This is a genomic window from Sporolactobacillus kofuensis, assembly GCF_024125425.1.
Taxonomy (GTDB): Bacteria; Bacillota; Bacilli; order Bacillales; family Sporolactobacillaceae; genus Sporolactobacillus; species Sporolactobacillus kofuensis.
On sequence record NZ_JAMXWN010000003.1, the window covers coordinates 178,175 to 200,287 of the forward strand.

General features: G+C 42.4%; 22 protein-coding genes. 10 read left to right on the top strand and 12 right to left on the bottom strand.

Annotated elements, in window-relative coordinates; genetic code table 11:
• Positions 1 to 121: 121 nt before the first annotated feature.
• Positions 122 to 1,207 carry a glycosyltransferase gene (locus NIE32_RS03650; protein WP_253053118.1) on the bottom strand — a complete coding sequence of 362 codons (1,086 nt, stop codon included), beginning with the start codon at positions 1,205 to 1,207 and terminating at the stop codon, positions 122 to 124.
• Between the two features lie 195 nt (positions 1,208 to 1,402).
• On the opposite strand from NIE32_RS03650, the gene NIE32_RS03655 reads away from it, so the two are divergent.
• The 5 genes from NIE32_RS03655 to NIE32_RS03675 are packed head-to-tail and all read left to right on the top strand — an operon-like array spanning position 1,403 to position 6,083.
• On the top strand, positions 1,403 to 2,194 hold the full coding sequence (locus NIE32_RS03655) for a glycosyltransferase family 2 protein (protein ID WP_253053120.1): 792 nt from the start codon (positions 1,403 to 1,405) through the stop codon (positions 2,192 to 2,194).
• Between the two features lie 26 nt (positions 2,195 to 2,220).
• Positions 2,221 to 2,997 (top strand): sugar phosphate isomerase/epimerase, encoded by a 777-nt coding sequence (locus NIE32_RS03660; RefSeq protein ID WP_253053122.1) that lies wholly within the window; start codon positions 2,221 to 2,223, stop codon positions 2,995 to 2,997.
• Between the two features lie 50 nt (positions 2,998 to 3,047).
• Positions 3,048 to 4,178 carry a glycosyltransferase gene (locus NIE32_RS03665; RefSeq protein ID WP_253053124.1) on the top strand — a complete coding sequence of 377 codons (1,131 nt, stop codon included), beginning with the start codon at positions 3,048 to 3,050 and terminating at the stop codon, positions 4,176 to 4,178.
• Between the two features lie 4 nt (positions 4,179 to 4,182).
• Positions 4,183 to 4,941: a glycosyltransferase family 2 protein gene (locus NIE32_RS03670; protein ID WP_253053126.1), complete on the top strand. Its 759-nt coding sequence runs from the start codon at positions 4,183 to 4,185 to the stop codon at positions 4,939 to 4,941.
• Positions 4,938 to 6,083: a glycosyltransferase family 4 protein gene (locus NIE32_RS03675; RefSeq protein ID WP_253053128.1), complete on the top strand. Its 1,146-nt coding sequence runs from the start codon at positions 4,938 to 4,940 to the stop codon at positions 6,081 to 6,083. Before NIE32_RS03670 ends, NIE32_RS03675 begins: the two co-directional genes overlap by 4 nt.
• Here NIE32_RS03675 and NIE32_RS03680 read toward each other — a convergent pair.
• Both NIE32_RS03680 and NIE32_RS03685 read right to left on the bottom strand, forming a co-directional pair.
• A complete protein-coding gene (locus NIE32_RS03680) occupies positions 6,056 to 6,253 on the bottom strand; it encodes a hypothetical protein (RefSeq protein WP_253053130.1) in 198 nt (65 codons plus the stop codon). The genes NIE32_RS03675 and NIE32_RS03680 overlap by 28 nt on opposite strands.
• A 116-nt stretch (positions 6,254 to 6,369) precedes the next feature.
• Positions 6,370 to 7,176, bottom strand: coding sequence for a UTP--glucose-1-phosphate uridylyltransferase (locus NIE32_RS03685; RefSeq protein ID WP_253053132.1), 807 nt, complete (start codon positions 7,174 to 7,176; stop codon positions 6,370 to 6,372).
• Between the two features lie 259 nt (positions 7,177 to 7,435).
• Here NIE32_RS03685 and NIE32_RS03690 point away from each other — a divergent pair, with 259 nt between their 5' ends.
• The 3 genes from NIE32_RS03690 to NIE32_RS03700 all read left to right on the top strand — a co-directional run bounded on the left by NIE32_RS03690 (position 7,436) and on the right by NIE32_RS03700 (position 11,613).
• Positions 7,436 to 8,725, top strand: coding sequence for a UDP-glucose dehydrogenase family protein (locus NIE32_RS03690; RefSeq protein WP_253053134.1), 1,290 nt, complete (start codon positions 7,436 to 7,438; stop codon positions 8,723 to 8,725).
• Entirely contained in the window at positions 8,722 to 9,669 is a 948-nt protein-coding gene (locus NIE32_RS03695; protein WP_253053136.1) for an NAD-dependent epimerase/dehydratase family protein, read from the top strand. Before NIE32_RS03690 ends, NIE32_RS03695 begins: the two co-directional genes overlap by 4 nt.
• A gap of 225 nt (positions 9,670 to 9,894) precedes the next feature.
• The gene (locus tag NIE32_RS03700; RefSeq protein ID WP_253053138.1) at positions 9,895 to 11,613 is read left to right on the top strand and encodes a glycoside hydrolase family 68 protein; all 1,719 of its coding nucleotides are present in this window, start codon (positions 9,895 to 9,897) and stop codon (positions 11,611 to 11,613) included.
• 183 nt (positions 11,614 to 11,796) lie between these two features.
• Here NIE32_RS03700 and NIE32_RS03705 read toward each other — a convergent pair whose 3' ends face one another.
• The 9 genes from NIE32_RS03705 to NIE32_RS03745 all read right to left on the bottom strand — a co-directional run bounded on the left by NIE32_RS03705 (position 11,797) and on the right by NIE32_RS03745 (position 19,670).
• Entirely contained in the window at positions 11,797 to 13,260 is a 1,464-nt protein-coding gene (locus tag NIE32_RS03705; RefSeq protein WP_253053140.1) for a protein adenylyltransferase SelO, read from the bottom strand.
• A gap of 215 nt (positions 13,261 to 13,475) precedes the next feature.
• Positions 13,476 to 13,982 carry a shikimate kinase gene (locus NIE32_RS03710; RefSeq protein WP_253053142.1) on the bottom strand — a complete coding sequence of 169 codons (507 nt, stop codon included), beginning with the start codon at positions 13,980 to 13,982 and terminating at the stop codon, positions 13,476 to 13,478.
• Positions 13,983 to 14,021: 39 nt separating this feature from the next.
• Positions 14,022 to 14,414, bottom strand: a complete 393-nt coding sequence (locus NIE32_RS03715) for a prephenate dehydrogenase dimerization domain-containing protein (protein ID WP_253053144.1) — start codon at positions 14,412 to 14,414, stop codon at positions 14,022 to 14,024.
• 23 nt (positions 14,415 to 14,437) lie between these two features.
• Positions 14,438 to 14,893 (bottom strand): prephenate dehydrogenase, encoded by a 456-nt coding sequence (locus NIE32_RS03720; RefSeq protein WP_253053146.1) that lies wholly within the window; start codon positions 14,891 to 14,893, stop codon positions 14,438 to 14,440.
• A gap of 94 nt (positions 14,894 to 14,987) precedes the next feature.
• On the bottom strand, positions 14,988 to 16,451 hold the full coding sequence (locus NIE32_RS03725) for an MFS transporter (RefSeq protein ID WP_253053148.1): 1,464 nt from the start codon (positions 16,449 to 16,451) through the stop codon (positions 14,988 to 14,990).
• 334 nt (positions 16,452 to 16,785) lie between these two features.
• Positions 16,786 to 17,658, bottom strand: coding sequence for an SDR family oxidoreductase (locus NIE32_RS03730; protein ID WP_253053150.1), 873 nt, complete (start codon positions 17,656 to 17,658; stop codon positions 16,786 to 16,788).
• Positions 17,659 to 18,068: 410 nt separating this feature from the next.
• Positions 18,069 to 18,554: a DMT family transporter gene (locus tag NIE32_RS03735; protein WP_253053152.1), complete on the bottom strand. Its 486-nt coding sequence runs from the start codon at positions 18,552 to 18,554 to the stop codon at positions 18,069 to 18,071.
• Between the two features lie 21 nt (positions 18,555 to 18,575).
• Positions 18,576 to 19,025 (bottom strand): DMT family transporter, encoded by a 450-nt coding sequence (locus tag NIE32_RS03740; protein WP_253053154.1) that lies wholly within the window; start codon positions 19,023 to 19,025, stop codon positions 18,576 to 18,578.
• 69 nt (positions 19,026 to 19,094) lie between these two features.
• Entirely contained in the window at positions 19,095 to 19,670 is a 576-nt protein-coding gene (locus NIE32_RS03745) for a TetR/AcrR family transcriptional regulator (protein WP_253053156.1), read from the bottom strand.
• Positions 19,671 to 19,958: 288 nt separating this feature from the next.
• On the opposite strand from NIE32_RS03745, the gene brnQ reads away from it, so the two are divergent.
• Positions 19,959 to 21,311, top strand: coding sequence for a branched-chain amino acid transport system II carrier protein (brnQ, locus tag NIE32_RS03750; RefSeq protein WP_253053158.1), 1,353 nt, complete (start codon positions 19,959 to 19,961; stop codon positions 21,309 to 21,311).
• A gap of 187 nt (positions 21,312 to 21,498) precedes the next feature.
• Positions 21,499 to 21,963 carry a DUF8821 family protein gene (locus NIE32_RS03755; RefSeq protein ID WP_494337182.1) on the top strand — a complete coding sequence of 155 codons (465 nt, stop codon included), beginning with the start codon at positions 21,499 to 21,501 and terminating at the stop codon, positions 21,961 to 21,963.
• Positions 21,964 to 22,113 lie beyond the last annotated feature (150 nt).

A 22,113-nucleotide genomic window follows, 5' to 3' on the forward strand; every position in this document is an offset into this window, starting at 1 on the left:
TTTACAAGAAACTACCCAGTCCCTGATTCTTGCATCTTCGCTCTCGTTCAAGTTAAAGACTTTAACCCTTCTTTTGGTTCAAAAAACGGATCTGAAAAACCCTCCCAGATCCGCTCTCCCCTTAATCAACTTTAAACGGAGTCGTTTTTAAAATTTCTTGATAAGTGTCCGGCAATTCCTTAAGGTTACGCCCTGAAAGTAACTTCATGCTGTTCGCAATCACATCTGCGCCATCTTGGGGGATTTTCCTAAAAACTTTCTTAATGTATTCCTTTTGAGCCATCAATTCTTCAATTTGTACCGCTAATTCCTTAGGCTTTAAACTATTTCTCGCTAAGCAGCGATCATCGCCAACAAGTTCACGAAGCATCATATTTTTCACCTCTCGCTCCTTCGTATCCGCCGGCAATGCGAGCAACGGCGTTCCGGTTGAAATACAATCCATCAATATGCCCATCCCCGGTTTACTGATCACCAAATCTGCAGCGTTAATTAAATTGCGTCCATTATTAAAAAGAGGCGCCTGAATGATCGAACGGTTAAAAGTAAAATCGACGTCATTGAGCTGACTTGCAACGACGATACGATAAGGCGATTTTAGCTGGTTAATTTTTTCATACCATTCATCCATATACAGGTAACGATATTTTCCCACTCCGCCACCCATCTGTACTAAAAGAAACGGTTCCTCTTTTGGGATGCCCAATAGTTGCTTCACTTGGTCCGGCGCCATTGTCACATCTCGAGCAATGATTGGAATAGGTACATAAAGCGTCGATAACTGGGGGATTTCTTGAGGTTGTGTGAGGTTGATATGGAAGAAGATATCTGTTGATCTTTGTGCAATGTCTCTAACTTGCCGCTTAAATTTCCGTGTCCAATTCGTATCCTCACGATGTACGGACAGATCACTGTGATAGATGCCACCAATAATTGGACCTTCACCTGTCCTTTCTTGTTTTAGCTGTCGGACTTCGTCCCGCCAATCATGCATCACAAGGTTGGCATTCAGTAAGATTTCCGCCTTTTTTTGTGGATTAATATAGCGATGAATGTTTCCTTGCGGGAAATTCGCGCGTAACCATGCATGTGTATTTTTAAAAGAAAATAGTTTAACGGGTTCATTACTGATCTTTGAGAACCTTGACAGATTTGCCACACACTTGTTCAAATGGCCTAAGTTCCGTCCTGTAATATAGTGAATCAAAGTCATCCCACTTCCTTTAGAACCAGATATATCCCTATCGTATGGTTTCGTTTGTAATAAGGCCTACACTTTCTGCAAAATTGCCCCAAATGAACAGATCCAGTCAGCAATTTATAGAGGCATGAACACATATGAGTAACGAATCAGAATCTTAGTGAATACAGTTATTTTAAAAATTAATTGCCAAGTTAGATCATGCATTTACAGAAAGAGGTGATAACGTCGCCGAAAATTAGTATCATCATTCCAACTTACAACCGAGAAGCGTTTATTGCAGAGGCAATTGATCGTGTTCTCGCTCAGGAATATAAAAACTTTGAGCTCATAATTGTTGATGACGGTTCAACCGATCATACAAAAGAAATTGTTCATCAGTATGGTGGTAAGGTCCGTTACTTGTATCAGCCAAATCTAGGTCCTTCAGCAAGCAGGAATCTTGGCATTCAGCATGCTAAGGGGAAATACATTGCTTTTTGCGATTCTGATGATCTTTTTCTGCCTCAGAAACTCGCTAAACAGATGGACTATATTCGAAAACACCCAAATACTCCGTTCCTCTACACTTGGTACTACCAGACCCATCAACAGAATAAGAGCGTTCAAATTAGAAAGCCTTCCAATTGCGAAAACCGTGAACACCTTCAATATTGTTTATTTACACGTAAGTTCACAATCAGGACATCCACTGTCCTCGTGAAAAAAAGCTGTTTTAACAAAGCCGGCTTATTCAACCAAAAGTTCTCGTATTCCCAGGACTGGGATATGTGGCTTCGCTTTGCAGCCTACTACCCAGGGGCATGTCTGGAAGAGCCATTATCGGAATACCGGCTTCACACTGAGAATAGAAGCAGCCATGGCATTCGAATTTATCATCCGGAAATTCGTGCGTCTATCCTTAAACTCTATCAATGGGATGACGAACATCTGGCCCTTTTAGAAAAAAAATACGGCCGGCAGTCCTATGAAAATGATCAGACAAGCCATTGACAACCTCATGAATATGGGTGATTCCATTGCAATTTGTACGTCTCAAGTGTTCCGTAGATCCAAATCAAGTGAATGACCGAATAAAGTATCACCCTGAAATTCTAGAACTTCAAATTAATGAAAATGACTTCGTTAATCCGGAAAATCTGCACCTAACCATCGCTAAATTGAAGCAGTTAGGCATAAAAATCTATTTGCACCATCCTTGCACGTATAAGAATAAAAAACTAGATATTTTAAGTTCAGATCGTGAAATGACTAGCTACTACCAGTGGTCTTGCGCATGCTTATCGGATCTATGCAAGCAAGAAAATGTGTATTGTGTCTTACATGCACACTATTCCAAGTCAGAAAGTTCCTTTCTCAAAGGACGATCTGCAACATTAAAAATGAGGGCACGCATTGAAAAGACGATTCAAACATACGGAGACTGTTTTCTTTGGGAGAACACGACATCCGGTCTGTTTTCATTTGCGAACCCTTATCTCTTTTCAGAAATTATTCAACCGCTCCATTTGCCGATGTGCTTTGATGTCAGTCATGCCTTTATTTCGTTAGGTGGCAGCAATAAGCAATTACACCATCTCGTTAATCTTGTTGACACATACGTACATTACGTCCATGTCGTTGACAGCGCAGGGACTCATCATGATGCTCTGCCTTTAGGTAAAGGAAAGATTGATTGGAGAAGTTTAAAGCCCTTTCTAATTAAGAAGGATTTTATCTTTGAAATCGGACTAAAGGATTGGCTTGATTGCAAACCAATGATTGAAAGTGTCAATTACTTTTTAAGTATTTCATGAACAATTTCCCAAGAGCCAAATCGCTAAATTTTCATAGTATGAGAAGAGAAATGATAAATAAGGCAGTACATGAAAGAGGTGATGCAACGTTGTATAAAGTAGCGGTCATCCGAAATTGGTTTTTGCCGATTAGTGAAACATTCATCTATTCGGAGTTAGTCAATTTAAACAGGTTCACACCGATTGTTTGTTGTAAGAAAGTATTAAATTTAGAGCAGTTTCCATTTGACCCGATTTTTAAATATAAAGGCAAAGAAGAGCTTTGTGAGATACTCCGCAAAGAAAAAGTCGATTTCATTCACGCACGATTCGGTCTGACCGGAGCTGACTTACTGAGTGTGAAACAAGCGCTCGGCATTCCTATGCTGACTTCATTCCACGGCTTCGATTTGCCAACAAATGTAAAGTCAATGAAAAAATATAAGGGTAACTTAGAAATTCTTTTTAAAGAGGGCGATGCATTCACAGTCACCTCGAACAACATGAAAAAGATCCTTGTTGACTTTGGATGTCCCAAGAATAAACTATTTGTCCATCATAGTGGCATAAATATTGATCGTTTTGCATTCAGAAACTCTGAATTTCCTGAAGACGGTGTCGTCACGATTCTTTCCGTTGGTCGGCTTGTGCAGAAAAAGGGAATGGAGGACCTGATTAACGCCTTTAGTAAGGTATATGCTCAAGATAAAAATGTTCGTTTACGGATCGTCGGCGACGGTAAATTGCGCCATACACTACAGAAACAGGTCAAACAATTAAATCTAGATAAAGTCGTTACTTTTGTTGGTGCGCTTTCCCATCCAGACGTTATTCATGAAATGCACCAAGCCCATGTGTTTGCCCTCGCCAGCACAACAGCCAAAGATGGAAATCAAGAAGGGATCCCTAATGTACTAAAAGAAGCCTTGGCTACAGGACTTCCCGTTGTTTCAACATTACACGCGGGCATACCAGAGCTTGTTCGCAACGAACAGTCAGGTCTACTCGTTCCCGAACGGGATACGGATGCCATGGCTCACGCTCTACTGCAGCTTATCAGAAATCCTGATCAATGGCACAAAATGGCGAAAAAGGGTCGAAAAACCATAAAACGCTCATTTAATACGGAAACGCAAATTAATGAATTGGAACATATATATGATTTGGTGATTAACGGGTTGGACAATGAGGGAAAGGAGTAATCCAATGGCTAAAATAAGTGTCATCATCCCGACCTACAATCGTGGAAAGTTTACCGTAGAAGCAGTTAAGAGCATTCTTGCGCAAACGTATAAAGATTACGAGATTATCGTTGTCGATGACGGGTCAACCGACGATACAAAAGAAAAATTGAAAGTATTCGGCAACAAGATTAGCTATATCTATCAAAAAAATAAAGGCCCTTCAGCTGCGAGAAATACTGGCATCCAGCATGCAGAAGGAAAGTACATTGCATTCTGTGACTCGGATGATCGGTTTCTTCCGAACAAATTAGAAAAACAAATGAATTTTATCAAAGAACATCCCAAGTGCCGATTTTTGTATTCATGGTACTACAACGTTAATGAAAAAGGTGAGATCACCAAACTGCGTAAGCCGTTTTCTTGTAAGCATCAAGAACAACTACAATATTGTTTATTTGCGAGACGGTTTACCATCCGAACCTCGACATTGCTCCTTAGCAAAAAATGCTTTAAAAAAGCAGGACTTTTTAACGAGAAATACTGGTATTCTCAGGACTGGGATATGTGGCTACGTCTGGCTGCTTATTACCGTGGTTATTGTCTGGAAGAACCGTTGTCGGAATACTGGCTTCACGGGGAAAACCGAAGCAGTCTGAGTGTTAAAACGCATCATCCTGAAATTAAGGAAAATACATTAAAACTCTATGGATGGAATGATGAAAAGATTATGCAGCTCGAGAAGTTGTACGGTAAGAAAAAAAAAGGAGGAAAGTCGAGATGAAAATCGCATTCATCTGCTCTGATCGGGGACCCTGTCCCCCTGTCAGAGGTGGAGCGATTCAACTCCTCATCTCAAAGGTAGCCCCACTGCTCGCTAAAGATCATAAAGTGACCGTTTTCTCAATCACAGATCCGCACCTGCATGCTCGAGAAAAAGTTGATCAGGTGCATTATGAACGCTTCGATAAATCTCAATTTTTTTATCATGTTTGCAAAAGAGTTCGTGAGAAAAAATTTGACGTGATTCAAGTATATAACAGGCCGGGCTGGGTGCCTTTTCTTCGAGATGCAGCACCAAGAGCAAAAATTCTGCTCTCCTTGCATAATCGCGTCTTCGAAACACTAAAGGTTGACCAGGAGCATGCCGCACGGGGGATGCAGGAATCCGATGGGATACTGACCGTAAGCCGGTTTATCGCTAAAGATACAGTGAAAAAGTTCCCAGATGTATCAGAGAAACTACATGTCCTCTATACGGGCGTTGACATCCATGACTATGCTCCGATTTGGACAGATACAGGGAAAAAATGGCGGAAACAGATACGTTCTCTCTATTCTATTGGTCCTCAAGATCCTCTCCTTCTCTTCGTAGGTAGACTTGTGTCAGCAAAAGGTTGCCATCTGCTTCTAAAAGCGATGAAAGAGCTTCTCGTCACTCATCAACAGGCCAAATTGCTTATCGTCGGGAGTAAATGGTATGCAGATGAGTCATCGAGTGCTTACATTGAAGACCTGAAAACTTTGGCGAATCAAATGAACGGTAGCATCATTTTTACCTCTTATGTTTCTGTGAATGAAATTCCTAAGTATTTCTCTGCCGCAGATCTTTTCGTTTGTCCTTCACAGTGGAAAGAGCCGCTTGCAAGAGTGCATTATGAAGCGATGGCTGCCGGATTACCCATCATCACAACAAATCGGGGCGGAAATCCAGAATTGTTTCATCATGGCAAAGATGCATTGATTATCAAAGACTATAAAGATCCAGCAGCATTCACAAAGGCAATCACCAAATTACTCGAAAATCGGGACCACGCTGAAAAAATGGGGAGAATAGGCAGAAAAAAGGTGAAAAAGACTTACAATTTTGCGCGTGTAGCCTCTGATCTTGACGCACTCTATGCGTCGTTAAATCGTTCAAATTGATAAAACAAAACAGCCGGACGGATGCGTTCCGACTGTTTTGTTGCTTCCCTAATGAACATGCATTCACCATTAGCGAACGGGGCAAATGCGCGGTCCTTATCTTTCATCAACTGTACTTCGTTGCTCACTTGCCGTGGGCGATCCGGGAGCCGCTTGGAACAACCAGTCATCTACGGGGTCTCTCCTTACTTGGCTCAACGAAATCGATCCCAAAGGCGTCTTGCATCTTCGCCGGCATTATTATCCAAGATAGCTTATACTTTCCTATCTCTAAAGAATGCTCAACTCAGCTCTTGTTTTTTTGATTAAAAATCATCATTTGCATAGCAATGTAATCTGCTTCTGAACCAATATCAAACCTTTGTCCTGAAATGATTTTCCCATAACACTTGTCCTTATCCATGACTCTTTTAATACCGTCCGTTAGTTGAATTTCACCGCTCCGATCTGGGGCAACCTTATCAAGTGCAGCCATAATTTCCGGTGTGAATAGATACCTTCCAATCACAGCAAGATTTGAGGGCGCATTTTGCTTTGGTTTTTCAATAATATTAGTGAGGTCATAAAGGCCATCCCGCACGAGCGTCCCTTGAATCACTCCATAGTTCTGCAACCGCTCTGTTTCTACCTCTGTCAGTCCGATGACATGACTATGTGTTTCATCATATACGTCAATTAAGTCCTTGATGCCCTTGCCAATAATCAGATCATCAGGGAGCAATACAGCAAATGGATCGTCGCCCACGAAGTCCTTACCCAATCGAACCGCATCGCCTAGCCCCTTAGCAAACGGCTGCCGAGTATAAAAGATTTGGATGTCCGGAATTTTTACTTTTTCCATTAATGATGATTTATTTGCTTTTTGTAGAAACATCTCAAGCTCTAAGGAATGATCAAAATAGTCGACAATTAAGTTTTTTGAACGTGAGACGATGATCAGCAATTGCTCAATTCCAGCGGAGACGGCTTCTTCTACGACGTACTGGATAGAAGGTCTATTATTAATCGGGAACATTTCTTTAGGAATTGCCTTGGTGATCGGCAAACTTCTTGTACCAAATCCCGCAGCAGGTATTATCGCTTTCTTTATCATTTGGTTTTCCCCCTTTCCTCGCCAGAATGCTATATTCTATTCCGACACAAAGAGGCGGACACTTCTTTATGACCAATTCATACAAAATGGTTAATCTCCTAGTTTTTTATGAATGAGCATTGACTACGTCTTCATCCGAAACGGACAAATTGGTGAATAGATCCACATTTTAAAACGATTTCTAGACAAATGCATTAAACACTCTGATGCCATGATTAATAAAATAATCAGTAAACAAATTGGCGAGAGGGGTATATACATGGATATTTGTGTAATCGGTGCAGGATACGTCGGCTTGACATCTGCTGCTGTACTTGCCGACCTAGGTCATTCTGTTTCTTGTCTCGATACGAATCGTGAAAAGATAAAATCATTAACATCCGGGGAAGTCCCCATTTTTGAACCGGGTTTAGAAGAGCTCATCCGAAGAAATCGTTCCCGATTAACTTTTGATGTGCCCACTCATGAACGAATCAAAAGCGCTCCGGTTATATTGATTGCCGTTGGAACACCTTCATCTCCAACTGGTCAAGCCGATTTAACCTATGTTTCATCTGTCATTGATCTAATTGCCGAATCGCTAACAACGTATAAAACAATTATCACAAAAAGCACAGTGCCTCCGGGTACCAATGATTGGATACATCAAACACTGGTCCAAAAGGGTGTAGATCCCAAATTATTTACTATTGTGTCTAATCCTGAATTTCTAAGAGAAGGTACGGCCATTAAGGACATGGTCGATGCAGATAAGATTGTTGTAGGGAAGCAAAAGGATGATCAGCAATCGCTTGCCATTATGGAAGAAATCTATCAAAAAATTAATGCGCCATTCATTGTGACGACCTTATCCGGAGCTGAAATGATCAAGTATACATCGAACGCCTTTTTGGCGACAAAAATTTCATTTATCAATGAAATAGCCAGAATCTGTGATCAATATGATGTGAATGTTGAAGATGTGGTTAAAGGGATCAGTACGGATCCAAGAATCAGCCCGCACTTTCTCAACGCAGGGATTGGTTATGGAGGTTCGTGTTTTCCTAAGGATGTGCGTTCACTCGTACACAGCTCTTTAAAGAAAAATGTGAAACCCACACTTCTCCAAGCTGTTCAATCGGTAAATCAAACACAGGTCGATCTCTATCTCGATAAATTGCTGACTGTATTACCCGATTTGTCTGGAAAGAAGATCACCGTATTAGGGATAGCTTTTAAACCGAACACGGACGACACAAGATATTCTCCAGCTGTTGCACTCATTCAAAAATTAAGCGCACTCGGCTGCATCGTCCATTCGTATGATCCGCAAGCACATCTACCCGTTCCACAGAAAGAATCCGTAACACAAGATCGAACCGTACAAGAATCGGTTGAGGATGCCGATTGCGTCGTGATTGCAACCGAATGGGATGAATTTCTAAATCTGAATTGGCAAGATCTGAAAAAATGGATGAATGGCGATTTAATTTTGGATGCACGTAATTGTCTGGACCCAACGGTTATCCGACAACACGGACTGCGGTATTTAGGAGTGGCTAAGTCATGAACATACTCGTGACTGGTGCCGCCGGTTTTATCGGCTCTCATTTATGCGAAAAACTGTTAACCGATCGGGAAAATACAGTCGTCGGCGTCGATGCATTGATCGGTCCGACCCCAAAGACATTAAAACGCTCAAATCTCGACCATCTCACAAAACATCCTCGTTTTATATTATTAGAAGAGGATTTGATGGCCGCTGATCTTGAAAAAATGCTTCAAAATATTGATATGATTTACCATTTAGCAGGAATTCCAGGCGTTCGATCGAGTTGGGGCAAGGATTTTGATCCCTATGTCACCAACAATATTCTTGTTACTCAACGTCTCCTCGAAGCGGCAAAAAATAAACCACTTCAAAAATTGATCTATGCATCAACATCATCCGTTTATGGTGAAAAACCGGGAAAGCTCGTTGAAGATGCCTATCTGACGCCGCTTTCCCCATATGGAATCACGAAGCTGACCGGAGAAAATTTATGTGCGGTCTATCATAAAAGCTTCAGCATTCCAATCATTACTGTTCGTTTTTTTACGGTCTATGGCCCTAGACAGCGTCCGGATATGGCCTTCCATCGCTTCATTGTTCAAATTCTAAAAGGTGAACCCATCACTCTATTTGGGGATGGCACTCAATCCAGAGATTTTACCTACGTTGATGATTGTGTTGAAGCGCTCGCCGCTATGATTCATAAAGACAACTTGACCGGCAAAACGATTAATATTGGCGGAAAAGAACGCGCTACTGTGAATGAAGCTCTTTCAATGATCGAACACTTAACGGGGACAAAGGCGAGGATCAACTCTTTATCATCACTCAGAGGAGAACCGAAGCATACATGGGCGGATATTTCCAGAGCACAGAGCCTATTAGGCTATCATCCAAAAACTGCACTCAAAGATGGCCTAGCGCAAGAAATTGAGTATATACGGCATATTTATCAGTTATAAAGGAAAAGCCGGGGGGACCTTATATCCTGATACACGCGTCGTGCAAAATTCATACTTTTTGCAGTCTTTATCTTGTGACCATGACCGTTCACATGTGTTCACCTCACCCATTCTATGAAAAAGAAACATTTTCATCAGATTGAATAACCATGCCACTTCTTTCTATGAACATAACATGCTAGTGAACTTAAAAAAAGTTCAATAAAAAGATGAGGGTGATTTTGCTTGAAAGAAAATAAGGTGAGTCATTCGAACAGACAAAAGAATTGTGACGGATGCAAAAACAGACAATCCTTTCCGATCCATCAGAGTCCCCAGGTGTCAACAACCTCCTCCTCACCCATTTCCGGCGGATCCGCGAATTTAAATTTTCCAAGTAGTGTCGGCACGGGTAATCAGCCGACGACATTCCGGATCTTTAACAAAGAAGAAATTAGAAATTTTTGTGGCTATGATCCTGAAAGGGACTTTGAGCGCTGCCTGCGTGCACATGAAGACGCAGTACCCTCAAATTGGACAAGAGCACAGGCGGAACGGATTCGAATCACGCCGGATAATGTCACCACAGAAATTAACGAACCTTTTCCAAGAATTTCGCCTGATCTTTGGATTTGGGATATGTGGCCATTAACTGAGAAGGACGGATCAACAGCTGTTCTTCCGGGAGGCTGGCGCGTCCTGTTTGCGCTCACTGCTCCGAAAAGTGTCTTGCCGGGGAAAAGACATGACGTCGCTCGCATCGGTTATTTCTATTCAAAGAATGGTAATGATTGGATTCAAGGCGGCACTGTATTTCCTGAAGGTGACGCGCTGGGTTCCCGGCAATGGGCGGGCTCGGCATTCGTAGAAGATGACACAATTAATTTCTTCTATACCGCAACAGGAAGACGCGGTGAAAGTCAGGTCACTTATGAACAGCGTATCGCACTTGCGAGAGGACGTGTAATTTCTGATTTGAACGGTGTACTCTTTGATGATTGGGCACCACATCAAGTCATTCTTGAACCTGATGGCGTATTGTACCAAACGCTTGAACAATCCTTAAGCGGCGGCATCATTTATGCATTCCGTGATCCATTCTTTTTTAAAGATCCGGCATCAGGTTGCGAATACCTATTATTTGAAGGAAACATTGGTGGCGTCGCCGGTGAATTTGATTGTGGCCCAGGTGTCCCGCCTGAAGCTCGATTCTATACAGGGAACATTGGCATTGCCCTTCTAAGAAATGAAGACTTTACCGAGTGGGAATTGCTTCCTGCCTTACTTCAAGCACCGTGTACGAACCAACAAACCGAACGGCCACATTTAATCGTTAATGGGGGCCGTTACTATCTCTTTACCGATAGTCATCAATTCACGTTCGCACCTGGGCTTGTACCCGGACCAGGACCAGATGGCTTGTATGGGTTTGTTGCAGGAAGCCTACGCGGGAATTATACCCCGTTAAATGGCGGAGGGCTTGTCGTGACTAACGCTCCTCAAGAACCCTTCCAGGCCTACTCATGGCTCGTTCTTCCTGACTTTACGGTGTTAAGCTTTATTGATAATTTTAATCTTCAAGGGATTTCTATTGAAGAAGTAGGGCTTCTTCCAGATGAATTTCAATTCGCTCATTTTGGTGGGACCTTAGCACCGACATTACAACTTAAAATCTTTCCAAATAATACTACAAAAATTGTTAATGAACTCGGCTATGGCGTGCTGACCCTATCCCAAACCGAGAGTCCTAAATGTAATCAACAGTTTTGTAATGAATGCGATGATGTATGTTTACTATGTAGCGATGATTCGAAACGAAATAAGAGCGCAGACAAAAAGGAACAGCACAGAAGGAGCCAAAAGAAGCACGAACGTACACATGGGAACAAGCAAGAAAACAAATCGAAGAAAGATCGTGATTCGAAACAAAAGAACGTGCAGAAAAAGTGTTCATCATGCGTATAAGGTACGTTCGATGACTCGTAGCTAAATAAACTCATGGTGGCCTTCATCTGCTTTTGAAGACACCATGAGTTTTTTACATTTTGTCTGACTTAACTTTTCATGCGGCAGCTAGATCGCACAAGGTAATCGCTACCACGTGACCTAATGTGCTTCGAATAGATTGAGCCGTTCTTCGTGCCAATCTCAAGTTCCGCAAAAAGTCTGGTAAGGCCTTGTTGACACGGGAAGTGTCGCATATTCATTCTGTTCGGCTGAATAAGCATAAGGACTTGAAAGAACAGCCAACAACCGCTTCATCACACTGTCGTCTCCCTGCTCTACTGCAGCTTTCAGTGCCTCTTCCACACGATAATTTCTTGGTATAAGTGCAGGATTGTTCTTCCGCATCAACGCATTCGCATCCTCTTTCGATTCCTGCTGCCTGGCTAATCGTTCTTGCCAAAGCTTATGCCATTCTGCAAATTCAGGGGTTCCAAAGAGCTTGGAGCCAGCCTGTGTATTTAAAGTGAACGCACGGAAGGTATTGGTATAGTCTGCACGATACTTCTTCATCAAACTGAGCAGTCGATCAATCAACGCTTCATCCTGTTCCTCTTCATTAAATAGCCCCAGTTTCGCTCTCATCCCTGCCAGCCAATGGGATTGATAAAGCGTCGCAAAATTTGATATTTCTTCCTGCGCAAGTTCAATGGCTTGCTCCTGATGGTCATGCAAAAGCGGCAACAACGTTTCCCCAAATCGTGCAAGATTCCAGCCGGCAATACGCGGCTGATTCCCATAAGCATAGCGCCCACGGCGGTCAATTGAACTAAATACTGTTCCCGGATCATAGGCATCCATGAAGGCGCAAGGACCATAATCGATGGTTTCTCCACTAATAGTCATATTGTCGGTGTTCATGACTCCGTGAATAAAGCCAACCAGCTGCCATTGAGCAATTAACGCAGCCTGACGCTTCACGACTTCCTGAAGTAGCGAAAGATATTGATGCTCCTCATTTTCTATGTGGGGATAATGACGCCTGATTGTATAATCAGCCAGTGCCTGAAGTTCATCTTTCGTGCCCCATGCTTTCGCATATTCGAACGTACCAACGCGCAAATGGCTGGCAGCGACACGAGTCAGAACAGCACCCGGAAGTTCCGTTTCACGCATGATTGACTCACCGGTGGTCACGACCGCTAGACTACGGGTAGTTGGAATACCAAGTGCATGCATTGCTTCACTAATCATGTATTCGCGGAGCATCGGGCCGAGCGCTGCGCGACCATCGCCGCCGCGAGAGTATGGCGTTCTGCCTGGCCCTTTAAGCTGAATGTCATACCGTTCACCTTGAGGCGTTATTTGCTCACCGAGCAGCACAGCTCGTCCGTCCCCTAACATGGTAAAATGTCCAAACTGATGCCCTGCATAGGCTTGAGCAAGGGGTGCAGCACCTTCAGGAATATGGTTTCCGGCAAATACAGCGATGGCCTCTTCACTTTGCAGTGCTTCAACAGACAAGCCCAGGGATTCGGCCAAAGAATGGTTAAGAATCATTAATTTAGGTGCGCGTACAGGAGTCGGATTAATTCTGGAAAAAAATGTTGCTGGCAGACGAGCGTAGCTGTTGTCAAAGTTCCATCCTGTTTCTTTACTCCTTGTCATCGTTTCTCCTTTTCATCTTGTTCTATCCTTGTGATTCGTTCATACTCTGCGTGCGCTCTGCATACAACATACAAAATGCAGTGCGCAGCTCCTTTAATAACGACGTACATCACTATTATACGTAGTCATACGAAGATAACTCCCTTTAAGTCGTGTTCATTTACCTTTACGTACAAATTCTCCATGGCTAATTGATGTGCGTGTCATATTGCGGATTACGCATGCTCAAAAGTCAATAAGCTTTGTATTTCTTCCGCTATCCTTGCTGGAGATTTGTTGTCCGTGATGATCGTGAAGTCGGCTGATTGTTCATAAGCGTACATTCTCCGCTGATAAAGCGTAAAAAACGCTGCATAGGACTGGAAAAGTGGACGCGTATTGTCCCCATGTAACCGACAAATGACTGAGTCTAAAGAAGTTTTGAGATAGATGACTGGCGCAGTATTTTTCTCTAACAACTGTCGATTTTGGACGCTCCCGATCGTCCCTCCTCCTGTTGATAAAATTCCGGGTTGTTCAAGAACCTTTACCAGCAGCTCTGTTTCCAAATCCCTAAAATATTTTTCACCCTGTTCAGCAAAGAGTTGATTAATCGTTTTTTTGGCGTACTTGACAATCAGGTCATCGAGATCTAGATGTGTGCAATGAGCCGTCCTAGCCAGTAATTTACCAATCGTTGTCTTCCCACTTCCCATGAATCCGGTGAGAATTGCTTCTACCATTCTTATCACCTGAATTTTTCTTTAAGTTTTTCGATTCGTTTATTGAGAATCATGATCCAAAATTGTCCGTACTGCTTTGGCTTGTTCAAAAAATTGATTGATGCCTTCCCTGTCGTCCTTTTGAAGTGCCCTTTTAACTTTATCTAGAGAACGACAAAACTGTTCAATTTGTTGAATGAGTATAGACGAGTTGCTTTGCAAAATCGCCGTCCATAGTTGCGGATCCGACGCAGCGATACGTGTCGTGCTTTTAAAACCACCTGCTGCATAATCGAGAGAAAAATGATTTTGCTCTGCTGCACATTTTGTCATATTGACCAGACCGGCGGCAATAATATGTGGGAGATGGCTCAATTGGCCGACCACTTGGTCATGCTCCTCAGCTGTAATCTGCTGCCAGCACACCTGTAATCCGGACAAGAGTGTTTTCAATTCAGCAATTGCCCGTCGACTTTTCAGGCTACCATCAGGGCAACCAGAAAATAATTAGCCTTTTGAAAAAGATCTGGTCGTGCTGAGCGGAGTCCACTTTTATGCGAGCCGGACATCGGATGCCCGCCGATAAACGTAACGCCTTCATGAACGAGTGACTTTGACTGCTCCATAATCTGTTGCTTCGTACTCCCAACGTCTGTAACGATGACACCATTCTTCAACTTCATCCCCAACAACAATTTTATATGGGAAAGAATCCGATCAACTGGGGTTGCCAACAGAATAAGATCTGCCTGTGAAGCAATTGAATCCAAAGTTTCAAAGCCTTCATCAATAAAACCCCGGCTTTTTGCAAAAGCCAAAGATTCCTGGTTGATATCCACAGCGAAAATTTTCCATTCCGGCGATTGCCTTTTAATCGCTAAAGCAAGCGAACCGCCAATCAGTCCCAACCCATCAATGACTATTGTTTTCATCTGCTCAGGACTTCTTCCTTTTTTAAAATGGTTACTTTCATCAGAGAATGGAACGTATCCAAGCGAGCTCTGGCTATGTGCTATGTTCGAGCAATCACTTGATCTGCCCTTTCTCCCGCACATGAATTTGATTGTTTTTCGATCGGTTGATAATCGTTTGATAGATTTCCTTACAATATTGCCTGTTCTCCGTATCGGCGACCTGCCGATCTATTCTGTCCATGATTACCTGTTCGCGTTCCGGATCATATACATCCCTTTGCTGTTCCAGTTTCTTGATGCCGATCTCTTGTGTTAATCTAAATCGTCTATTCAGCAGGCGAATGATCCAATAGTCGATCCTATTAATTTGACGGCGTTCCTTCTCATAGGGTGCCGGATGATCGACCAACAGCATAAGATGCTGCCCAATTAGACAGAATATAAATGACAGGAGTGCGATCACTACATCGACGCGCAGGACAAGCGACAGGCTGATTTGAGACAACATCCCTGTAATAATGGGAATCGTAAATGAAGCAAGGCTTCCAAACGAGAAGAAAATGCCGGTAATTTTTCCTTTCTTCTCAGGAAAGAGACTTCCGAAAACATTCAAGCCAACCTGCATCACACCACCCGCTGCAGTCACCCCAAACAGTAAGGAACAAATGCTGACAATGAAGGAATTTCCTGAAAAACAAATCATCAGCATAAGTAAGAATGAAAGACCATTCATAACGGCAACGAGCTTCATTGGATTAATCGATCGTCTCAGCAGAACAAAAATGAGCAGTACACCTGTAATCGAACCGATACTGTAGAGCGACAGCAGAAAATGAGCCGCCATATTGCTCATGTGTAAGACCTCGGTACCATAGAGGGTAATCCATTGTGTGAAGAGAATCATTAAGGCCATAGAACTGTAGCCGTAGAAAGACAAGATCATGAATAAGCCTACCCGAGCTCCGGACCTTTTGACGGGTTGTGCACTTTGCTGATTTGCATTTGCTCGAAGCTGGGTTTGCTGCGGAAATTGCAGTCGAATAAGCATGAGTAAATTAGCCACAAGGATGACTCCAACCAGAATAAAAATGATGCCATACCAACCTTTGATCGTTTCATTCAATCCAATCAGAATCGGCAGAACAAATTCGCCAAGAGACATCGCTGCTTTGATCAGAATATTGGCAGATCCATTTTCTCCTTTCAATTCAAGAAATGTTGGGTAGGTTCCGGAATCTAATGCTGAATTTGCGATACCGGCGAGAATGGCTAGTCCATACGCGATTCTAAAATCCGTTGTGAATGCCATACCAATGAAGAAAATGGTGTACATAACCATCCCGGTAGCAATAAAGAATTTCCGTCCATATTTATCAGATAAACTGCCTAAAACATAGTAGGCAAACAAACGCCCAATGCCGACACCAGAAATAACATAAGAGACTGTGGCTAGCGGTGTATGCCAGCTTTGGCTCAAAGCGTTCATGTTTTGTGTCAGAATGATTAACCCCATTCCGTGAACAAGGTAATTTAAATACAATACCGTTTTTAATCGGAAATAGTTATGATTTTCCAATCGTCTTCTCTCCCATTCATATAAAAAAAATAACCAGTCAGATTGGATAATCTGACTGGTTTCGAAAATCTCAAGAGAATCATGATGAGCTCGCTGCCAGCCAGATTCTTAATAGTAGTGCATCCGGCTGGTACGTACATTATGCTTCCCAACTCCAGATACAAACGAAATAATCGTTCATACCGTGAGCCGGTACGAACTTATCTAAAGTAAACGTAAGCATAATAATAAGTCTTGCTGAGCTTCAAATGGTTCATGATCTTTGAGATCCTTTCTTTTTAAAATTTGTTTATCATTATAGCACTCCATGCGAAAATAGCAACAGAGCAAAAGATCAGTTTTTACTAGAAATTTGCTTTACGATTTGAGCAACTGCCTCTTTGATTGGGGTCACCGGATGACCGAGCAGTTTTTCAAAATCCTTGCTCTCGACTTCCAGCGTGTTTTCGCGAATACTTTTTTGGATGCCGACAAGCATCGGAATAAGAAAATCAGGTACACCGGCCTTTTTGACTATATCGGTATATACGTCGTCCTCAACCTGCTGCACGGATACTTCTTTTCCTAATACCTCACCAACTACCGAAGCAAGCTCGTCCTGTGTCATTAACTTTCCGGAAAGCTCATAAACTGTCTTTTCATGTCCGTGCCCGGAGAGTACTGCTGCTGCAGCTTCTGCATAATCTTGTTTCAGTGCCCAGCCCACTTTACCGGTTCCAGCGGAGGTTACCCAAGGCCCTCCTGCCAAGACAGCCTGAATATTGGAAATTTCGTTTTCCAAATACCAGTTATTGCGGAGAAAAGAATAAGGAATACCTGTCTTTAAAATCGCCTCTTCTGTTGCCTGATGCGTCGAAGCGAAAAGGTTCTTGCTTTTCTGTGCGTTGACAATGCTTGTATAGGCAATGAATTTCACCTGAGCACGCTCCGCAGCGGCTACCGCATTTTTGTGCTGCTTGGTTCTTGTCTCATTATCACCATCCGTAGAAATAATCAGCAGCCTATCAATACCGGAAAATGCAGAATCCAACGTTTCCGGGTGATCAAAATCCCCCTGGCGAACTTCTACGCCGCGCTCCTGAAATTTGTTTGCTTTCTCAACGTTACGAACGCTGACAACCAGTTGATTTGCCGGTACTCTATTCAATAATGATGTAACAATTTTAGTACCTAAATCTCCTGTTGCTCCGGTTACTAATAATTTCATCAGCCTCATCCTCCATTTCGGTTCATTGACAAAGAACTCATTCGAGCGCTTTACTCGTTAAATTTTTGGGGTGCATTGGTTTTGCCAACCTTTGCTCCACCAAAACTTAAACCTTTCGAAACCACTTTCCTCAGCATACCCATTATTCTCCGGATGATCACGGAACTTATATGGACGAGAAAACCATGAATACAAGGGTTTGAACGGACGACAGTTAGAGAAAGGCTTGATGAAGTAAACGAAAAGGCATACTCATTTTTCATCAATCCTAGCCCCGTCGCTGTAACAATTCTAGTTACAATTGTATCACCTGTCAATTGTTCTGCTTTGTTCCCGCTGTTTCAACGATGATACTGCTCTTTTGTCTCATGGAGCACCGGAAGCCATTTCCTTAGACAATACAGTTTAGATTAAAAATGCTGAATCAAAAATATGCCTGCAATCATCAGTATGATACCGAAAATACGTTGTCTGTTTATCGGATGTTTGGGTACCCCAAACCAGCCGAAATGATCAATAATGAGTGCGATGACCATCTGACCACATAATGCTAAAACAACGGTTAAGGCCGCCCCGATGATTGGTAAAAGAAAGATATTGGAGGTAACAAAAATAACACCAAGCATCCCTCCGATCCAGAGCCACCAAGGACTTCCTGAGATGATCATTTTTCCCTTTTCTAAGAGGTTCGTATTGACTAATCGGTGATGCTCAAGAATTAACACAAGAAGTATTAGCGCTAATGTTCCTACTGAGAAAGAGACAAGAGCGGCTACCAATGGAGATTGGATAGCACTTCTCAGCTCTGAATTAATCGAGGTTTGAATCGGCGACAGCATTCCTGCAACCAGGCCAAGCAACATATATATGATTAAATAGGACGATTTGTTTTTCATGGAGGAAAACTCCCTTGTTCCTTAATATTTTTTTATGACGTAGACGCCAACGAACATAAGCAAAATACCGATCATTCGTGGACCATTTAATTCATGAATGGGTATGTGAAACCACCCAAACTGATCAATCGCGATCGCCATGATCATTTGACCAAGCAACGTAACGACAACCGTTAACGCTGAACCAAGCCGCGGCAGCAAAAGAATGTTAGAGGTTAGATAAAAAACGCCAAGGCAGCCGCCGCCAATGAGCATCCACCAAGGAATAGAAGTGAGAAGCTCACGATCCGATACACCATATGACCCTGTTAGAAGAGAAACGATGAGCAAGACCAGCGTACCAACCAAGAACGAAATTGCAGATGCTATGTATGGAGATTTCACCTGTTGGCCAAGCCGAGAATTAATCGACGTTTGAATGGGGATCGTCATTCCAGATAAAAAACCGGCAATCAACATAAAAAAGATCATAATCGTTTAAGACTCCTTTTCATTTAATTATCGGAATGATCATTCCGATAAAGTGCAAAAAAAATTGGCTTACAATAGCGATAATACCTGTTGAATCATCTCAATAAAATCTTCTTTATTGTGATTGATTTTGGACGTTATATTAATGCTGTGGTGTAAATTAAGGAAAAGAAATGCCCATTTTTTCGAATCAATTGTTGGATCGATTTGACCACTTGCTTTTCCCTTTTCCAAGAGGTTCATTAAGGCCTTTTCAATATCCTTAAAGCTTGTTTCTATCGCATCCTGAATAAAAGTGCTCTGATGATCAAGAGTAGCTGTCGTACTCGTGATTAAGCAGCCATCCGGTGCCTGCTCATCGAAGACACGATCAATATGATTCTGAAAATAGTGCAGGATACTCAGTCGAACATCTCTGGAGTCGTTAAGCACCTCGCGTTCTGACTTTCTGGCATCCATATAGTACTGAATCGCTTCAAGAAGTAACTTGTCTTTATTACCAAACGTCTCATACATACTTGAGCGACTAATGTTCATTTCTTTTAATAAATCGGCAATGCTGGCACCATCGACGCCTTTCCGCCAAAACACAAGCATGGCTTTCTCAAGTACCTTTTGCCGATCAAAGTCACGAGTTCTTGTCAAAGCCCTCACTCCAAAGTTCAACCATTTATTGGAACGATCGTTCCTTTATAATATAAATTTATCTCGGCTTTATGTCAATAAATCACTGAAATAAAAGAACCCCACTTACTTATGATGCGGATTTTTCGCAACTACATGAGGTCTAAAACGATTTATAAGGTTCATTTGCGGCTCTAACTGTCTAATCACCCACTTGCCACTAATGGATGGTTTGTTCTCTGGTTGCATATAGCTGACTGCCAAAAAGGATGTTAAAATAGATGAAATGCATCAAGAAGGAGCACAAGCATGCAACAAAAACGATCATTTTCTACCTATGCCATCATTGGCACGATGCTGTTCGGAATGTTCTTTGGTGCAGGAAATTTAATTTTTCCGATCCAAATGGGACAGCTCGCAGGCACGAATTTTTGGCCGGCATTATTCGGCTTTCTCATCACCGCAATCGGATTGCCATTTATGGGGATTTTAGCGTTTGGTTTATCCGGGAGTAGTGGATTGCGTCATTTAGCCAGTCGGGTCCATCCTCTATTTGGCGTCGTCTTCGCCATGGCTCTTTACTTAACGATTGGACCACTTTTTGCAATACCACGGACAGCAACGGTTCCTTTCGTCGTTGGTTTTGAGCCGTATATCAATCCAGACCATATCCGTATATATCTCGGGCTCTTTAGCTTTGAGTTTTTTGCAGTTGTCTATTATTTATCGTTAAATCCGGCAAAAATTATCGACTATATCGGCAAATATTTAACCCCTGCGTTTTTAGTGTTTTTATTCCTCTTAATTTTTATTACCCTCGTCAAACCGATGGGCCACTTTGGTAAACCAACGGGTGACTACAGCCACTTGGCTTTTATCACGGGCTTTGAAGAAGGTTATAACACGATGGATGCACTTGCATCACTTGCATTCGGTATTGTTGTCATACAGGCGATTAAGAGACAAGGCATCACTAATCCGAAGGAGATCGCGAAAGCCACTTGGAAATCAGGTGTTTTCGCCATGGTACTGATGATGCTGATCTATGGACTGATTACCTATATGGGCGGATCGAGTGTATCGGCGATCGGAACATACGATAATGGGGGTTTAATCTTTGCTGCAGTGGCGAAACATTATTTCGGATCATTCGGCTCCATTTTATTGGCAATTATTATCGTTCTCGCCTGTTTAAAAACGAGCATCGGACTGATTACGTCATGCAGCGAATTTTTTAATCGTACATTTCCAAAAGTGAGCTATAAATTGTTTGTTTTGGTACTATGCCTCACGTCGTTTGTGATTGCCAACTTCGGTCTAAATAATATCATTCACTATGCAGTACCCGTATTAATGTTACTGTACCCTTTGGCCATTGTTTTGATCTTATTGACCCTTTGTTCACCTTTATTCCGACATAAACAAAGTGTTTACGCAGCCACAATGTTCTTCACTTTTTGCGTGAGCTTGTTGGACGGGTATAGCAGTTTAGTCAACAGTTTACCCGGCGCGTCTCTCACTTTGTTTGAATCCATTAGATCATTCTACATGGATTATTTACCCCTTTACCGTATTGGGCTTGGCTGGATTTTACCAGCGCTTATTGGTGCATTTATCGGTAGTTTATGGCCGATGCGTACTCCAAAAAATGCTGTTCACTAAATTTAGTTGGCGTATTTGATAAATTATTTGGCCTTTGCCCATTGATTCTACGATTACTGCTTGGTTATGCAATAATAGTAGTAAATGATGCCCATCACTGCCTGAAGAACACATGGGGAACAATTGAGTATTTGGTGAACTGTGGATTTCTGATGTAAAAAAATAAAAAGTTAAATGAGGGATGGAATTGTCCTATATCGTTGATTTTAAAAATGTGTCTACGGTTGGTTTAGAGTCTTCGCCTGTGGCAGACACGCTTGCCGGTTTACGTGCTCATGAAGCCCGTTATTTTATGAACAAATACAAGCATGAATTTACGGTTGTGCCAGCCAGTGAAAGCCAGGAAACGCTTGATTATGTGAACCGGATTTTGAAAGAAGAACGTGCTCTTGAATTTGCGGCCAAGCCTTTAGAAACGTCACGTTTCCAAGTAGAAAATATCAAATTTGCCTACGTCATTTATGAGGATGGGCTTGAGGTTAACGTCATGTACACGATCGATAACCCTAAGAAGCGCGCTGTTGGTTTTAAGCTTTCAGAGGGGATGGAGGTACCGAAGGAGTTAGTAGAAAAGTTTAAGTTTGCTCGGCAGAAGTCAAAACTCGCTGGAACCATTCGGGGCTCGTTTTTTGTCATTAAGGGAGAATATTAATCAAGCAAAAGGGCAAAAACAGCCACACGAAGTGTACATCAAGACATTCAAAGAACAAAACAGCACCTTTCTGTGATTTGAACCCCCAAAGTTGGCCTTTCGTTGTCCAACTTCGGGGGTTCAGTTCAGGGTGCTGTTACTTTTTTTGCA

Coding starts and splice junctions, on each gene's coding strand:
- NIE32_RS03685 (WP_253053132.1), bottom strand. CDS start 7,176: ATGATAAAGAAAGCGATAATACCTGCTGCGGGATTTGGTACAAGAAGT.
- NIE32_RS03735 (WP_253053152.1), bottom strand. CDS start 18,554: ATGAAAAACAAATCGTCCTATTTAATCATATATATGTTGCTTGGCCTG.
- NIE32_RS03670 (WP_253053126.1), top strand. CDS start 4,183: ATGGCTAAAATAAGTGTCATCATCCCGACCTACAATCGTGGAAAGTTT.
- NIE32_RS03695 (WP_253053136.1), top strand. CDS start 8,722: ATGAACATACTCGTGACTGGTGCCGCCGGTTTTATCGGCTCTCATTTA.
- NIE32_RS03680 (WP_253053130.1), bottom strand. CDS start 6,253: ATGACTGGTTGTTCCAAGCGGCTCCCGGATCGCCCACGGCAAGTGAGC.
- NIE32_RS03740 (WP_253053154.1), bottom strand. CDS start 19,025: ATGATCTTTTTTATGTTGATTGCCGGTTTTTTATCTGGAATGACGATC.
- NIE32_RS03665 (WP_253053124.1), top strand. CDS start 3,048: ATGATAAATAAGGCAGTACATGAAAGAGGTGATGCAACGTTGTATAAA.
- NIE32_RS03710 (WP_253053142.1), bottom strand. CDS start 13,982: ATGGTAGAAGCAATTCTCACCGGATTCATGGGAAGTGGGAAGACAACG.
- NIE32_RS03690 (WP_253053134.1), top strand. CDS start 7,436: ATGGATATTTGTGTAATCGGTGCAGGATACGTCGGCTTGACATCTGCT.
- NIE32_RS03720 (WP_253053146.1), bottom strand. CDS start 14,893: ATGAAAACAATAGTCATTGATGGGTTGGGACTGATTGGCGGTTCGCTT.
- NIE32_RS03655 (WP_253053120.1), top strand. CDS start 1,403: ATGCATTTACAGAAAGAGGTGATAACGTCGCCGAAAATTAGTATCATC.
- NIE32_RS03675 (WP_253053128.1), top strand. CDS start 4,938: ATGAAAATCGCATTCATCTGCTCTGATCGGGGACCCTGTCCCCCTGTC.
- brnQ (WP_253053158.1), top strand. CDS start 19,959: ATGCAACAAAAACGATCATTTTCTACCTATGCCATCATTGGCACGATG.
- NIE32_RS03730 (WP_253053150.1), bottom strand. CDS start 17,658: ATGAAATTATTAGTAACCGGAGCAACAGGAGATTTAGGTACTAAAATT.
- NIE32_RS03705 (WP_253053140.1), bottom strand. CDS start 13,260: ATGACAAGGAGTAAAGAAACAGGATGGAACTTTGACAACAGCTACGCT.